Source organism: Anaerobacillus sp. MEB173 (genome assembly GCF_052119505.1).
Taxonomy (GTDB): domain Bacteria; phylum Bacillota; class Bacilli; order Bacillales; family JBJMAU01; genus JBJMAU01.
Window position 1 is genome coordinate 343,989 of record NZ_JBJMAU010000002.1, and the last position, 13,735, is coordinate 357,723.

Consider the following 13,735-nt stretch of genomic DNA (forward strand, 5'->3'; position numbering starts at 1 on the left):
AATAATAAAAAAGCAGGACCCTATTTTATATTTAACAAATGGGTTTCTGCTTTATGTTTAATTTTATTTAGTTCATTAAGTCGTTTGACAGTAGTAAAAAATAATGTACTGTTCTTATCATCTAATGCTTTATTTAGTTGAAAAGATAGTACGTTTAATTCAATTTCAAGGTCAACGATAAATGCGAGCTTATTTTCCATTAATGCTGCTTCAATCGTATTCAAAAGAATATATTCATTTTCGATGTTATTAATCAAGACTTGAACATACCAGCCAATGCCAGGAATAAATCTACAGTTGTTTTTTAATTCGATGATGTCACCTTGTGAAAGAAATCTTTGCTTACGTATTGCCTTTTCTTTTTCATATCCATAATACAAACACTCCACTTGTAACCTACTAGAAGAAAGTACCATCAACCGATCCATCCATTCCTCCTTAGGTAGTAAAAAATTAGTTTAATAATTATGTAAATTGGAAATAGATATAACAGTGCTTTTTTCTATAAATAAAACAAAGGGGTGAATAATGTGTCGGAGCACTTTGGCGAATTAAAAGATATGTTTTTAAGAACACAAGAAGGTATTCATAATTTTATGTCGATATTAACGCCTCGAATTGAAAATGCATCTGATGAACACGAACGTCTTTATTATCATCATATTTATGAAGAGGAAGAGCAACGATTAGATCGTTTAAACGCTTTACTCCCGAAATTAGATTATTATTTAGAACATAGTGATGCACAAACAGAAAATAATTATGAATTTATCCGCCTATTACAGGATATTAGTTTAGAAAAGTTTGGATTACATAATTTTCTTGAACATTTGGATCTCTCATTATTTTCGTTTAAAGATACTGAATATGAAGATAGTCTAACTCAAATGCGAAATAAAACAAATGCAGATTATCAAGCAATCAAAGGTATCTTGAACTCACTAAATGATAATTTTGACGGTGCTGCAGTAGCACCTGGATCTGTACCAACTGATGAAAAAGAAGATGTTCACAATAGCTTAAAGGTTGAAAAGTACAGCACTACAACAGAATCAATAGATATCGAAAGTGATCAAATTAAAAAGTCACAAAGAATAACTAAGCGGTTAACAGTTGGAAGTCTTAAAGAGTTTAAGGAGGTTATTAAATGAATAGAAATTTTGAAGAAGCACCATTAAATGATAGAGAATGGGCGATGTTAGATGAAATTGTTATTGAAAATGCACGCAGAAATTTAATTGGTCGACGTTTTTTAGATATTTATGGACCACTTGGACAGGGGATTCAATCTGTTGTTAATGATATTATCGATCAACCAGGTCATGGTAGTTTAAGCTTTCACGGGAAAGACTTAGATCTTTCTTCAGCAACAAAACGTGTCCATTTGACAATCCCATTACTTTATAAAGATTTCGAGCTTTATTGGCGCGATCTAGAGCAAGCAAAGGCTTTGGATATTCCAATTGACTTTTCACCTGCAGCAAATGCGGTAACACAATGTGCATTATTAGAAGACGATCTAATTTTTAACGGTTCAACTGAGTTTGACCTCCCAGGACTTACAAATGTCAAAGGTCACCTATCACACATCCGTGAAGATTGGATGAAATCGGGTAATGCCTTTAGTGATATTGTAGAAGCACGAAATAAGTTGCTACAAATGGGGCATAGTGGACCATATGCGTTAGTATTATCACCTAAGCTTTATGCTCTATTACACCGTGTTCACCAAGGGACAAACGTTCTTGAAATTGAACATGTCCGCGAACTAGTAACAGATGGTGTATACCAATCACCGGTTCTTAAGGGGGATTCTGGGGTTCTAATTGCTACAGGTAGACATAATGTTGATCTTGTTATTGCCGAAGACATTAATACTACTTATATGGATAGTGAAAATATGAATCACTATTTTCGAATTTATGAATGTATTGTTCCTCGGATAAAACGCCCTAATGCAATCTGTACTTTAGAAGACCCAAATAGTTAAACAGTATATAGTAGTAAGAAAAGTAGGACTTTATAAGCCCTACTTTTCTTTTTATGCAATTTTTACTACTTTATTACCTTTTGAAAGGAATTTTAAATCTAAATCTTTTTCAACTTTAAGAACATCAGTACCAATGTCTTCTATAATTAACATTGCTTCCTCTACAAAAGGACATGTACATGCACCTTGATCAGCTTTACAAAGTCGCTTTAAATATTTTAATTTTTCTTTTACTTTATATTCTTTATAGCCTGCGTTATTTAGTTCATGGATCTTTTTATGTGTAGCTGATTTAATCATACTAATATCATTAACATGGACAATCATTCTAACACCATCTTTAGAGATAAATCCAATCGAATAAATGTTAGCGCCTACAACATCTACACTCGTAAATACTGGACAATCATATACCTCACCTGAACGTAATTGGATTTGTTCCGCTTCGATTACACCACCAATTTTCCGTTCATTTGAAATCACTGTCTGAATATCATTATAGCCGTTTATTGGATACATCATTTTGGAACCCCCACTTCGTAATGATGAGAATAAATCTCATTTTCACTGATATTAGTTCTCATTGTAAAACAAAAAAAAGGTTTCGTCAATAACGAATCCCTTTAATTATAAAACTTATTTTTATATTCTAAAAATTCATATTTTTATGTTTTCTAAAAGTTTTTCCTCTAACTGTATTAAAATATTTTTCCCGCTTTCTTTTTCTATAAGGCCAAGTCTAGTGGCAAAGTTAATCGAACAAGATAATCCATAGGTTTGCGTATCAAGAACCTCTTGATATAATGGACACTTCGGGAGTAGCAAATTGTCTTTTTGTACTTGAATCATTGTCCCTATTTCTTCGGCGTCCTTCTTTAACAACTCAAGCGTTTTCAACTTTAAGGTGTTTTCCAACGATATCACACTCCCGCTTTTCATAATTAATTACATTTGACGAGTGCCTGACAAGCAAGGCGATAGCCCAAATCAGTATTTCCTTTTAATTTTTCTTTTTCACTATTTGTTAATGCTTCTAAACAACCACTACCTTCTACAACCTTTACCGTACATTTCCCACACGTGCCTTTCTTACACTTAAACGATAACTGTTGATCTTGCTCGAGTGCCGTATCTAATAATGATCTTTTTTCTATAGTTGGTGTAATATTATATTCTTCGTTATTTTGAATTACCTTAATTACTTGCTGCTGATTCACATTTTGTGGTTCTTTTTTACTTTCCTCAGTTGATGATTTATCTTTTTTAGGAGCATTATGACTTACTATGTTTGCATCCTTTTTTAATGACCCTACAGTTAATGTTCTTTTCATATTCATCGTACTCACCTCAGTATATTTGCTACTATCCTTATCTATTACCAATTATGGCTATGTGGAAACCTTTTTTGGTGATTTTTAGAAAGTATTAAAGAAAAGTAGCAAACCAAAGGTGTTAACAATCTTTAGGACACCCTGTACACATCTCTCCACCTGCTGCCATTTCATAATAAAAACAACATGTTTTTCTAATTCGAACTTCAACTCCATTTTTTAAAGTCTTCTCAGTATAGAATCGTGTAAGTGGATTTCGATTATAGTTACCAAATAAATGACCACCAGCTTTAAGAACAACAAAATAAAAATCGTCGATCACTCGGCTTCTAACTTCCTCTGTCAAATCTTCTTTCAATAAAGATTCATACAGCCAAAAAATATAAATAGCTGTATTTTCCCAAAGTGTTTGCTTTGAAATCTTCCCTATTTTTGAAAGATGATCCCACATAACATTAAGATGGTCAGCAAAAATATTGTTAATAAGCTTTTCCCTGCATTCATTTCGTTCAATAGGAGTATCTGGATATGAAACCTTATCAGTAGGGAAATATAACATAGGTAACCATGTTCCATGTGATGATACAGCAGATTGTAAAGTTAATTGGTCAATAGAATAGTTTAACTGCTTATTTAGTTTCGCTAATGAATATAAAGCAGGTACAGCAATCAAATAGACATACCGTTTTGAAAACATTGATGATGCAACCATTTGATTTGGAGCATTAATCTTTTGTTGAACTTTATCGATATAATGATCTAATTGATCATACTCAAGTAAATGACGTATAGAGATAGTTAAATCTTCATCTTCCTCTTCTTGCTGGAAACTAATCCGATATTTACTTAAGAGGTCTTTTTCAGCCAATGTTAGCTTAGTTTGCTTCATCCTTTTCTACCTCCAATATGAAACACTAGTCCAAAGACATCACGATTTTTCTTTTATATTTACGAGTTCAAACCCTAAATAATTCCAACACTATGCTTTAAATAATAACTGTAAATAGTAATAAAAAACGTCCCACATAATAAATATGAGACGTTTTTTAAATTATTCTAAAATTCTCTTCTCTAAATCATCAATCATTAAGTTTGCTGCAATAACACCACCAGCTGTATTCCAGATGGCATCATCTACTTTATGAGCATTTCCACTTTCCACTACTGGAAGCTTTTGGAATAGTGGGTCATTTAACCATTCCTCTTCGACTTTTGAACCTTCACCATCACCTGTTTCGTAAGTGAAATAGAAGAGAATGTCGCCATCCATTTGTGGAATCATTTCTTTAGTTGCTCCTTTGATGGCAAACTCATCAACATCTTGAGATTCAGGACGGGCAAATCCAATTTCTTCAAGAATAACTCCTGAGAACGTATCCTTTTGATAAATACGAACATCTCCACCCATAAAACGAATCATTGATATTTTCAAATCTAACTTATCTCCAGCTTTCTCCTTTATACTAGCGATACGGTCTGAATATGAATCAAGAACTTCCTGTCCTTTATCTTGTTTGTTCAACGTTTCAGCATAAAGCTCAAAATTTATCTTCCAGTTTCCACGAAGTGTTTCCGCAAATACTGTTGGTGCAATGGCATTTAACTGTTCATACACCTCTTCTTGACGCATTTTGTTACCAATGATTAAGTCTGGTTGAAGAGCCGCAATCGCCTCAAGGTTTGGCTCACTTTCTGTTCCAACTTCTTGAACACCTTCCATTTGTTCACTAATGTGGTCATACCAAGGATCACCAGTCCATGATTTAACTGCTCCAACAGGTGTAACTCCTAATGTTAGTAGGGCTTCTGTTCCTTCATTTGTTAAAATAACGACTCTTTCGGGTGTTCCTTCAATTTCTGTTGTTCCCATTGCATGCTCTATTGTATAAGAAGATGTCTCTGCTACTTCTTCAGGAGCTGCTTCAGTTTCTGTTTCTTCTACTTCTGTTTCTTCTGCCTGATCAGGTTCAGCATTATTTCCACAAGCTGCTAACACAAATACAGACAAAAGCACAAGTGTTAATAGAATAAGTTTGATGTTTTTCATTTTAGTTTCCCTCCAAAATATGTAACTGATATTAAATATCATTTGCAATTAATATCATATAAGTGAACTTTTAAAAAGTCAATACATGAATGAAATTGATTTTCAGAGTCATTGACAATGATTTTCATTTGGAATACACTTGATTTGTATTTAAATTATTGTATAGAAAAAGATAGGAAAAAAGTAGAAAAGGGATTTAGTAGAGGAGTAAAAGATGTTATTAAAATCAAGTAGTTCTAAAATTTTGGGTCTTATTATCGGAATTATTCTATTTATAGGTTCTATTTGTTTTAGTATTGTTTATGGTTATACAAATACAACCTGGAGTATGGTGATAGATTCATATATAAATTTTGATGGATCAAATGAACATCTTATTATACAAACCGTACGAGTGCCAAGGGCATTCATAGCAGCAGCAGTCGGAGCAAGTCTTGGAATTGCAGGAGGTTTAATGCAAGCAATGACAAAAAATCCACTTGCTGATCCAAAAATATTTGGCATAAATTCCGGGGCCAGCTTTTTTATTGTATTCGCAGTCTCCTTTTTTTCGATCACTTCGTTAGGAGCTTTTGTCTGGATTGCCTTTGCTGGGGCAACGGTTGCAGCAACTATGGTTTATTTCATTGGTACGTTGGGAAGAGAAGGATTGACACCTATGAAATTCACATTAGCAGGAGCTGCAATATGGGCCCTGTTTTCTTCTTTAACACAAGGAATACTGGTGTTAAATGAAAAAGCATTAGAAGAAGTATTATTTTGGTTAGCCGGATCTGTATCAGGTAGAAAATTAGAGTACTTATACAGTGTATTACCATATATGGTTATCGCTTGGATTGGATCCCTAATTATCGCTCGTCACGTAAACTTGTTATCGATGGGAGAAGATGTTGCAAAAGGGTTAGGCCAACGAACTTGGTTAATTAAACTATCTATGGCAGTAATCATTATACTCTTAGCAGGTGGATCTGTAGCGATTGCCGGACCAATTGGCTTCTTGGGGATTATGGTTCCGCATATTGCCCGTTTTTTTGTTGGGATCGACTACCGGTGGGTGATTCCCTACTGTGCATTTATCGGAGGGATCTTGTTATTATTCGCGGATATTAGTGCCCGTTACGTCATTATGCCACAAGAAGTTCCAGTAGGAGTAATGACTGCGATTATTGGAACTCCATTTTTTATTTATATTGCACGTAAGGGGTTGACTAAATAGTGAGACTGAAAAAGTATATTTCATTGCGTCTTTGGAAAGAAAAAGTTTCCTTTTTAATTGACCGTAAAAGCTTGTTAATCACCTTTTTACTGTTTGGAATAACATTTTTGTTAGCACTACTAAGTGCTGGACTTGGTGATATGAACATCAGTCCAATAAATGTAGTAAAGGCATGGTTTGGTTTAGCATCTGATATGGAAAATTTAGTTGTTAATTCGTTTCGATTGCCGAGAATAATTACTGCAATTCTAGTTGGTATAGGACTCGCAATATCTGGTGCCATATTACAAGGAATTGTTCGTAATCCCTTAGCCTCCCCAGATATTATCGGTATTACTGGTGGAGCAACCGTTGCAGTCGTTGCTTTTTTAGCGATTTTTAGCGATCAGAATAATGCGTTAACCGTAAGTATTAAATGGTTACCTTTAGCAGCCTTTATGGGTGCAACGGTCATTGCGGTACTTATATATCTACTAGCATGGAAAGACGGTGCTTCTCCAATTCGGATTGTTTTAATTGGAATTGGATTATTTGCACTAACACAAGCAATAACAACTTTACTAATGATATTAGGACCGATCTATCGAGCAAGCCAAGCAAATATTTGGATTACAGGATCGATCTATGGTGCTAGCTGGCAAAATGTCTCGATTTTATTCCCATGGACTATCGGTTTACTTATCGTACTTACTTTAGTAATTAGACAATTGAATGTTCAAGAGTTAGGTGATTCGATTGCAACGAGTGTTGGAAGTGTAGTGGAACGTTATCGAATCGTCCTTTTATTAATAAGTACTGGTTTTGCTGCCGGAAGTGTCGCTTTTGCTGGCGGTATAAGTTTTGTTGGTTTAATCGCTCCACATATTTCTAGAAGACTAGTTGGTTCTTCTTTTGGGGCATTAATACCAGTTTCCGCACTAGTTGGGGCAATATTAGTTATTGTGGCCGATCTGATAGGAAGACTTTTACTAGGTCCAACAGAAATACCTGCTGGCGTATTTACTGCAGCTATCGGTGCTCCTTATTTCATTTATTTATTATATAAAAATAGAAACTTATAACAGAGAGGAGATTCACATGATGAGGGATGGACTTGTAACAAAATCGTTAACATTAGGCTATGGTGAATCGGTTATCATTAAGGATCTTGACTTACAAATTCCTAAAGGGGAGATCACTGTATTTATCGGCGGTAATGGTTGTGGTAAATCAACGTTACTACGATCACTTGCAAGATTATTAAAGCCAAAAACTGGTTCGATTATTCTTGATGGTAATTCCATTCACACCATGCAAACGAAGGAAATTGCAAAGCAATTAGCCATTCTTCCTCAAGGTCCGGAAGCTCCAGAAGGATTATCTGTTTTGCAGCTGGTTAAGCAAGGTCGTTACCCATATCAAAGCTGGTTAAAGCAATGGTCTGAAGAAGATGAGCATAAGGTCTACGAGGCATTAAAGGCGACACAATTGACTGACCTAGCAGAAAGACAGGTTGATTCTCTTTCTGGAGGACAACGACAACGAGCATGGATCGCAATGACACTTGCTCAAGATACAGATACTATTCTTTTAGATGAGCCAACAACTTATTTAGATATGACACACCAGATTGAGATTCTCGATTTATTGTTTGAGTTAAATGAAAAGGAGAAACGTACAATCGTCATGGTTCTTCACGATATAAATTTAGCTTGTCGTTATGCTCATCATATTGTTGCCGTCCAAGATAAAAAAATACATGACCAAGGAAAACCGGAAGAAGTGATTACACGGGAGCTGGTAAGAGATGTATTTAAAATGGAATGTCAAGTCACTAGTGATCCTATTTTTGGAACACCATTGTGCATTCCATACGGAAAAGGTCGAAAATTAATTAAACATTCTAAACTGTTAGTGAAAGTATAAATAATAATTGATAAAAAGCGCTAGGATAATACCTAGCGCTTTTTAACTTAAACTATAGTTTCGAACAATTCATCTACTTACTAGAAAAGTATTTTATTAATTTGATGAGACTAAGCACTTCATTCCAAAATTTTAACTATTATATGTTACGATTTTTATATAATAAATAAATAAAAAATGGTGCACCCATACCAGATACAAAAACTCCTGCAGGCAAATCTAATGGTAAAAAGGCTGTTCGTGCAACTATATCTGCCAATACAACAATTATTCCACCTACTAATGATGTCACTGGTACTAAGCTTCCAAATGATCTTCCGACGAGTTTCCTTGCAATATGAGGTGCAATTAACCCTACAAAACCTATTCCTCCGGCAAATGCAACAGCAGCACCAGCCAAAGACACACTGATACAAATTAATCCAAATCGAGTGAATTGAACTTTAGATCCTAAGCCAAGTCCCAGATCATCACCTAATTCCTGTAAATTAACTTTTCGAGATAATATTAATGTTAGTGGGACAAAGATTAACACCCATGGTAGCAAAGAATAAACATTAGTCCAATTTGCCCCGTAAACACTACCAGTCAACCAAATATAGGCTTCACTAGTAGAATATGTAGGGCTAAGTACCATTAACATTGTTACAAGAGCTCCCATTGCAGCTTGAACTCCAATGCCAATGAGAACAAGTCTTATCGGTGTAACTCCCTTTTTCCAAGCCAAAACGTATATAAAAAGCGAAACAACTCCTGCACCTATAATGGCTACAAATGGAAGAAACTTAATACTATATTCTGAAAAATAAGTAATAAATAAAACTGCTGCAACTGCACCACCGCCAGTAATTCCTATAATATCAGGGGATGCTAAAGGATTTCGAACTACTCCTTGCAAAATAAGACCAGAAACACCTAGACAAATGCCTGCAAGAAAAGAAAGAATCATTCTGGGAAGTCTAAGAGTTTCAAGAACAAATGAATGTTCTCCATCCCCCATCCCCAGTAAATGTTGAATGGTTAATAAAGGATTTATCATCGTACTCCCTACTGATAAACCTATAACAAATAACAATAAAGAACTACAAAAAAGTAACGCGATTACAGAAACAGCTTTTTTATCAACCAAGAGTGAAATCGTACCTGATCGATTCCGTACCGTAATATGTTTACTCATTATTTCTAAACCCCCTCCGTGCAATATAAATAAAAAATGGTGCACCAACCATTGCTGTCATCACACCTATTGGCATTTCTTCAGGCATAATTACAAATCTAGCTGATACATCAGCTAGCAGTAACAAACTAGCACCAAAAATTGCACAGTAAGGAATAATCCACCGGTAATCAATACCAACTATCCCACGAACGATATGAGGTACAATTAAACCTATAAACCCAATTGAACCTCCAACTGCTACCGATCCACCAGCCAAAAATACGATAACCATTCCCATTAGAATTTTAACTAAAATAGTTTTTTGTCCTAATCCCTTTGCAATATCTTCTCCGGTAGTTAAAATGTTTATGGAGTTTCCTAGTAGAAAGGACAAAATACCTGCCCCTAACATGAAGGGTAAAACAGGAACCAACATATCCAATGTTCTTCCTGCAACTGATCCTCCTATCCAAAATAATACCCCTTCTAAGCTCTGTTCATCTATCACAAGCAATCCTTGAGTAAAAGAACTAAATAAGGCAGTTAATGCTGCCCCCGCTAATACAATCTTAATTGGAGATAAACCATCCCTTCCAAGAGAACCTAGTAAAAAAACCATAATTGCAGCAAGACCTGCTCCTAAAAATGCGATCCACATCAAATGAATGAGAGAATTAAAAGAGAAAAAAACTGTAGCAGTTACTACAAAAAATAACGCACCTGCATTTATTCCAAAAATACTTGGAGAAGCAAGAGGATTCCTAGTTAAAGCCTGCATAAGTGCACCAGCTATAGCAAGACTTGCCCCTATTACGGAAGCAATGACTGCTCTCGAAAGACGAGTCGTCGTAACAATAATATGTTCTGTTGAGGATTCATCAAAATTAACAAAAGCATTAATTGCGGTTTTCATTGATGTTGGCGTTTGACCAAAGACAATACTCATTACAAAAGAAATAAACAAAATACAAAGGCCAATCAAAAGTCCAAGAATCTTTAGTGAGGTTCTAGGAAATAAAGGTTGCATAATCTCACTCTTTTCAAAATGTTTTTATATAAAAAGCAGGAGGGAAAATTCCCCCTCCTACCTAAACTAATAATCAACTATTTTTCTAATTCGAAGTGATCATAGATTTGATCTAACATATCGTTCGCACCAATATAACCACCCGCCATATTCCATGCAACCTCATCAATCATGTAAGTTTTGCCGTTTTTAACAGCATCAAGGTTTTTCCATAACGGATGATTTGTCCATTCGTCATAAGTCTTTTGAATGGCATCTGCGTCTGCATTGTGACCATCAGCATTAAAAATGAAGAAAACATCTGCATTCATCGAAGGAATACTTTCCTTGGTTGTTAACTTTAGAACTACATTCCCTTCTTCGGCTGCTTTTTGCTGAGATTCAGGCCGAACAAACCCAAGCTCACTTAAAATATCTCCTGCGAATCCAGTAACATAAATACGTGCATGGTCTGTTCTAAAGTTAAGGACAGATACCTCAATCGGCCATTGGTCTCCTAACTTGTCAGTAATTTTCCCTTTAAAATCTTCTACACGATTCTCCCAATCTGATAGAAGTTGATTTGCTTCTTCCTCTTTATTCATTGCTTTCCCCATCAAGTCAACTGTTTCTTTAAATTTAAAGACCGTCTCATGGGTAACAGTTGGTGCAATTTCAGAAAGTTGATCATAGACTTTTTCGTGACGCAATTCGGAAGCTATGATTAAGTCTGGTTTAAGTTTAGCAATTTCTTCTATGTTTGGCTGTGTTTCTAAACCAACCTGTTGAACATCTCCTAAATCATCTCTTAAGTATTCATATACGGGTTGTTGTACCCAAGATTCAACAATACCTACTGGTGTTACCCCTAAAGCAATAGCCACATCTGTAGCACCTTGATATAATGAAACAATTCTCTCAGGAGTTCCTTCAATAGTCGTTGTTCCCATGGCATGACTAATTTCACGAACATTTTCTGATTCTGCTGCTTGTTCCTCTTCGTTTGTTTCTGTTTCTTCTACTTGTTCTGTACCTTGATTATCTTTAGGAGCCTCTTCCTTTGATTGATTTCCACATCCAACTAAAAGAGTAACGAAAGATAAAATAATGACTAAGAATGAAAATACATATTTTCTATCAAATAAGTATGTAATTGCAAACATAAATTAACCCTCTTTCTTTATAGCTAGTTTATTAAAAAATAAAGAATGTAATATAATAAATCTAAATCTTTTTCGTTATGCTGTAACCCCTTTAACTGCTTTTGCGAAATTCACTCCGAATGTAATACAATAATCTCGATCTTCACCTTCCGGGTTGAGCTCTACTTTTAAACCTTCTAATACTACGCTTCCACTTTGTTCTTTAACCCTTTCCTCTAATAAGTCAACAGCGCCGCAAAAGTACTCATAAGAAGTATCCCCTGAACCAAATACTGCAAAAATTTTACCCGATAAGTCAAGATCCTCCAAGTCATCATAAAAATCTATAAAATCGTCAGGGAGTGCTCCTTCTCCCCATGTATAAGCACCTAAAACAATAGCTTCATAGTTTTCTAAAATAATAGCTTCATAGTTTTCTAAAATAATAGCATCTACATCCATTACTTCCTTTACTTCGACTTGAACACCCTCTGACTCAATACCTTTTTTAATTAAATCTGCCATTTCTTCAGTATTACCACTCATACTGGTATATACTAACAATACATTTTTCATAAAAAACACTCCTTATTTGTTTAATTGATATTACTTAAAAACTTTATAAACGCATCAAAGTGATATCGATTATCAATATCGATTGTATATGAAAATGATTCTCATTGTCAATGGCAAAAAAATAAATTTCTCCATCATGATTTAGGAATGGATATAAATTACGTACATTTTTAGCTGTACAATAAAAAAGCCACGAAAATGAACTGCACCCCAATTGTTAGCTCAATCTAACATTCTTTAAATTTCATACATGATTGACGAAAATTGCAATCTTCCTGATAACAGTTATCTATTGCTTTATAAATCGAACACCATGATCTTTTCGCATAGCATATCGGAATGCCTTGATCCGTTGCTTTTTTCTTTAATACCGATGTTAAGTTATGATTGATATAATCTGTTAGCACTAATACTAAATCTACTTGAACAGGTATCTCTCTTTTAACTTGCTGAACCTTTCTTCCGGTTATGTGTATAACTTCCTGAAATCCAATAGTTTCTAACTTACTAGGAATTTTTCCTAAATGATCCGCCCCGACTACTAGTAATGAAGCCACCTTACTCATTCCTTTCTAAACGTTTTTAAATGTTAGTATTCGTCTAACTTTGTCTATCTAAAGATTAATTGAAAACGATTATCATTGTCAATGTTTTTTTTCTAATTCTATATGATTACAAAAAAGAACCAATGTTTAACATTAGTCCTCTCTACTTTTAATATTAATATCTTTTTCTTAGAAATATCATATAGTATCTACTTCGATCCACTTTGTCTTTTCTGTAAAAGAAACTCTCTTTCCTTTCAATGGCGACATGTCTGGATAACCAAGATAAATAAACCCTAGGACCTCATCCTGCTCTCTTAATCCAAATAATTGTTTCATTTTCGAATGATAGGTGGGCTTTCCAGTACGCCAAATAGCACCAAGTCCAAGTGCATGTGCAGCTAATAGCATATTCTGAATTGCAGCGTTTACTGCTCCTACTTCTTCAATATTGATGACTTTCGGATTATCAGATGGTATTACAGCTACTGCAATAACAACAGGTGCTCGAAACGGCTTTTCTTCGGCTTTCTTTAACTTCGCTTGATTTTCTGTTGTCGATGGATCATCCATACTCTCTTTTGCAATTGCAGCTAATGTCCGGCCTAATGGACGTCTACCCTCACCAGTTAAGACAAAGAATTTCCACGGTTCTGTATGAAAATGATTCGGAGCCCATGTAGCAGCTTCAAGCAATTTTTCAATCTTTTCCTTCTCAATAGGATCCGGTTTCACCTTTCCGATACTTCTTCTTTGACGTATTGCCTCAAAAACATCCATGTAAAAACCACCTTTCTTCTATTATATTAAACGATTTT

Annotated in this window: 17 protein-coding genes; 5 read left to right on the plus strand and 12 right to left on the minus strand. The window is 34.9% G+C overall.

Translation table 11 applies throughout. The annotated features are described in order from the left end of the window. Positions 1–20 precede the first annotated feature (20 nt). Positions 21–428, minus strand: a complete 408-nt coding sequence (locus tag ACJ2A9_RS06245) for a hypothetical protein (protein WP_441420754.1) — start codon at positions 426–428, stop codon at positions 21–23. Between the two features lie 102 nt (positions 429–530). On the opposite strand from ACJ2A9_RS06245, the gene ACJ2A9_RS06250 reads away from it, so the two are divergent. Continuing rightward, positions 531–1,151, plus strand: a complete 621-nt coding sequence (locus ACJ2A9_RS06250; protein ID WP_441420755.1) for an IMEF encapsulin system ferritin-like cargo protein — start codon at positions 531–533, stop codon at positions 1,149–1,151. After that, positions 1,148–1,990: a family 1 encapsulin nanocompartment shell protein gene (locus tag ACJ2A9_RS06255; RefSeq protein WP_441420756.1), complete on the plus strand. Its 843-nt coding sequence runs from the start codon at positions 1,148–1,150 to the stop codon at positions 1,988–1,990. The genes ACJ2A9_RS06250 and ACJ2A9_RS06255 overlap by 4 nt, the downstream gene beginning before the upstream one ends. A gap of 51 nt (positions 1,991–2,041) precedes the next feature. Here the strand turns inward: ACJ2A9_RS06255 and ACJ2A9_RS06260 are convergent, their stop codons facing one another. The 5 genes from ACJ2A9_RS06260 to ACJ2A9_RS06280 form a co-directional block, all read right to left on the minus strand. Beyond that, the gene (locus ACJ2A9_RS06260) at positions 2,042–2,512 is read right to left on the minus strand and encodes a hypothetical protein (RefSeq protein WP_441420757.1); all 471 of its coding nucleotides are present in this window, start codon (positions 2,510–2,512) and stop codon (positions 2,042–2,044) included. A gap of 135 nt (positions 2,513–2,647) precedes the next feature. Continuing rightward, positions 2,648–2,929 carry a DUF1507 family protein gene (locus ACJ2A9_RS06265; RefSeq protein ID WP_441420758.1) on the minus strand — a complete coding sequence of 94 codons (282 nt, stop codon included), beginning with the start codon at positions 2,927–2,929 and terminating at the stop codon, positions 2,648–2,650. 2 nt (positions 2,930–2,931) lie between these two features. After that, positions 2,932–3,327: a 2Fe-2S iron-sulfur cluster-binding protein gene (locus ACJ2A9_RS06270; RefSeq protein WP_441420759.1), complete on the minus strand. Its 396-nt coding sequence runs from the start codon at positions 3,325–3,327 to the stop codon at positions 2,932–2,934. A 115-nt stretch (positions 3,328–3,442) separates the two neighbouring features. Beyond that, entirely contained in the window at positions 3,443–4,210 is a 768-nt protein-coding gene (locus ACJ2A9_RS06275) for an IucA/IucC family C-terminal-domain containing protein (protein ID WP_441420760.1), read from the minus strand. 162 nt (positions 4,211–4,372) lie between these two features. Next, positions 4,373–5,368, minus strand: coding sequence for an ABC transporter substrate-binding protein (locus ACJ2A9_RS06280; RefSeq protein ID WP_441420761.1), 996 nt, complete (start codon positions 5,366–5,368; stop codon positions 4,373–4,375). Between the two features lie 214 nt (positions 5,369–5,582). Here ACJ2A9_RS06280 and ACJ2A9_RS06285 point away from each other — a divergent pair, with 214 nt between their 5' ends. The 3 genes from ACJ2A9_RS06285 to ACJ2A9_RS06295 are packed head-to-tail and all read left to right on the plus strand — an operon-like array spanning position 5,583 to position 8,489. Then, the gene (locus tag ACJ2A9_RS06285; protein WP_441420762.1) at positions 5,583–6,584 is read left to right on the plus strand and encodes a FecCD family ABC transporter permease; all 1,002 of its coding nucleotides are present in this window, start codon (positions 5,583–5,585) and stop codon (positions 6,582–6,584) included. A gap of 5 nt (positions 6,585–6,589) precedes the next feature. Continuing rightward, the gene (locus ACJ2A9_RS06290; RefSeq protein ID WP_441421037.1) at positions 6,590–7,645 is read left to right on the plus strand and encodes a FecCD family ABC transporter permease; all 1,056 of its coding nucleotides are present in this window, start codon (positions 6,590–6,592) and stop codon (positions 7,643–7,645) included. A 19-nt stretch (positions 7,646–7,664) separates the two neighbouring features. Beyond that, complete coding sequence (locus tag ACJ2A9_RS06295; protein WP_441420763.1) at positions 7,665–8,489, plus strand: ABC transporter ATP-binding protein; 825 nt, start codon at positions 7,665–7,667, stop codon at positions 8,487–8,489. 139 nt (positions 8,490–8,628) lie between these two features. Here ACJ2A9_RS06295 and ACJ2A9_RS06300 read toward each other — a convergent pair whose 3' ends face one another. The 6 genes from ACJ2A9_RS06300 to ACJ2A9_RS06325 all read right to left on the minus strand — a co-directional run bounded on the left by ACJ2A9_RS06300 (position 8,629) and on the right by ACJ2A9_RS06325 (position 13,697). Continuing rightward, positions 8,629–9,666, minus strand: coding sequence for a FecCD family ABC transporter permease (locus tag ACJ2A9_RS06300; RefSeq protein ID WP_441420764.1), 1,038 nt, complete (start codon positions 9,664–9,666; stop codon positions 8,629–8,631). Next, on the minus strand, positions 9,659–10,675 hold the full coding sequence (locus ACJ2A9_RS06305; RefSeq protein ID WP_441420765.1) for a FecCD family ABC transporter permease: 1,017 nt from the start codon (positions 10,673–10,675) through the stop codon (positions 9,659–9,661). Before ACJ2A9_RS06305 ends, ACJ2A9_RS06300 begins: the two co-directional genes overlap by 8 nt. Before the next feature lie 77 nt (positions 10,676–10,752). After that, on the minus strand, positions 10,753–11,817 hold the full coding sequence (locus tag ACJ2A9_RS06310; RefSeq protein ID WP_441420766.1) for an ABC transporter substrate-binding protein: 1,065 nt from the start codon (positions 11,815–11,817) through the stop codon (positions 10,753–10,755). 75 nt (positions 11,818–11,892) lie between these two features. Further along, positions 11,893–12,372, minus strand: coding sequence for a flavodoxin (locus tag ACJ2A9_RS06315; protein WP_441420767.1), 480 nt, complete (start codon positions 12,370–12,372; stop codon positions 11,893–11,895). 227 nt (positions 12,373–12,599) lie between these two features. Next, entirely contained in the window at positions 12,600–12,929 is a 330-nt protein-coding gene (locus ACJ2A9_RS06320) for a DUF2325 domain-containing protein (protein ID WP_441420768.1), read from the minus strand. A gap of 186 nt (positions 12,930–13,115) precedes the next feature. Beyond that, entirely contained in the window at positions 13,116–13,697 is a 582-nt protein-coding gene (locus tag ACJ2A9_RS06325; RefSeq protein WP_441420769.1) for a nitroreductase family protein, read from the minus strand. Positions 13,698–13,735: the final 38 nt, after the last annotated feature.

What these genes read in the sequence shown, in the direction of transcription:
- ACJ2A9_RS06275 (WP_441420760.1), bottom strand. Translation starts at nt 4,210, where the DNA reads ATGAAGCAAACTAAGCTAACATTGGCTGAAAAAGACCTCTTAAGTAAA.
- ACJ2A9_RS06310 (WP_441420766.1), bottom strand. Translation starts at nt 11,817, where the DNA reads ATGTTTGCAATTACATACTTATTTGATAGAAAATATGTATTTTCATTC.
- ACJ2A9_RS06315 (WP_441420767.1), bottom strand. Translation starts at nt 12,372, where the DNA reads ATGAAAAATGTATTGTTAGTATATACCAGTATGAGTGGTAATACTGAA.
- ACJ2A9_RS06300 (WP_441420764.1), bottom strand. Translation starts at nt 9,666, where the DNA reads ATGAGTAAACATATTACGGTACGGAATCGATCAGGTACGATTTCACTC.
- ACJ2A9_RS06255 (WP_441420756.1), top strand. Translation starts at nt 1,148, where the DNA reads ATGAATAGAAATTTTGAAGAAGCACCATTAAATGATAGAGAATGGGCG.
- ACJ2A9_RS06270 (WP_441420759.1), bottom strand. Translation starts at nt 3,327, where the DNA reads ATGAATATGAAAAGAACATTAACTGTAGGGTCATTAAAAAAGGATGCA.
- ACJ2A9_RS06325 (WP_441420769.1), bottom strand. Translation starts at nt 13,697, where the DNA reads ATGGATGTTTTTGAGGCAATACGTCAAAGAAGAAGTATCGGAAAGGTG.
- ACJ2A9_RS06295 (WP_441420763.1), top strand. Translation starts at nt 7,665, where the DNA reads ATGAGGGATGGACTTGTAACAAAATCGTTAACATTAGGCTATGGTGAA.
- ACJ2A9_RS06245 (WP_441420754.1), bottom strand. Translation starts at nt 428, where the DNA reads ATGGATCGGTTGATGGTACTTTCTTCTAGTAGGTTACAAGTGGAGTGT.
- ACJ2A9_RS06305 (WP_441420765.1), bottom strand. Translation starts at nt 10,675, where the DNA reads ATGCAACCTTTATTTCCTAGAACCTCACTAAAGATTCTTGGACTTTTG.
- ACJ2A9_RS06285 (WP_441420762.1), top strand. Translation starts at nt 5,583, where the DNA reads ATGTTATTAAAATCAAGTAGTTCTAAAATTTTGGGTCTTATTATCGGA.
- ACJ2A9_RS06260 (WP_441420757.1), bottom strand. Translation starts at nt 2,512, where the DNA reads ATGATGTATCCAATAAACGGCTATAATGATATTCAGACAGTGATTTCA.
- ACJ2A9_RS06265 (WP_441420758.1), bottom strand. Translation starts at nt 2,929, where the DNA reads ATGAAAAGCGGGAGTGTGATATCGTTGGAAAACACCTTAAAGTTGAAA.
- ACJ2A9_RS06280 (WP_441420761.1), bottom strand. Translation starts at nt 5,368, where the DNA reads ATGAAAAACATCAAACTTATTCTATTAACACTTGTGCTTTTGTCTGTA.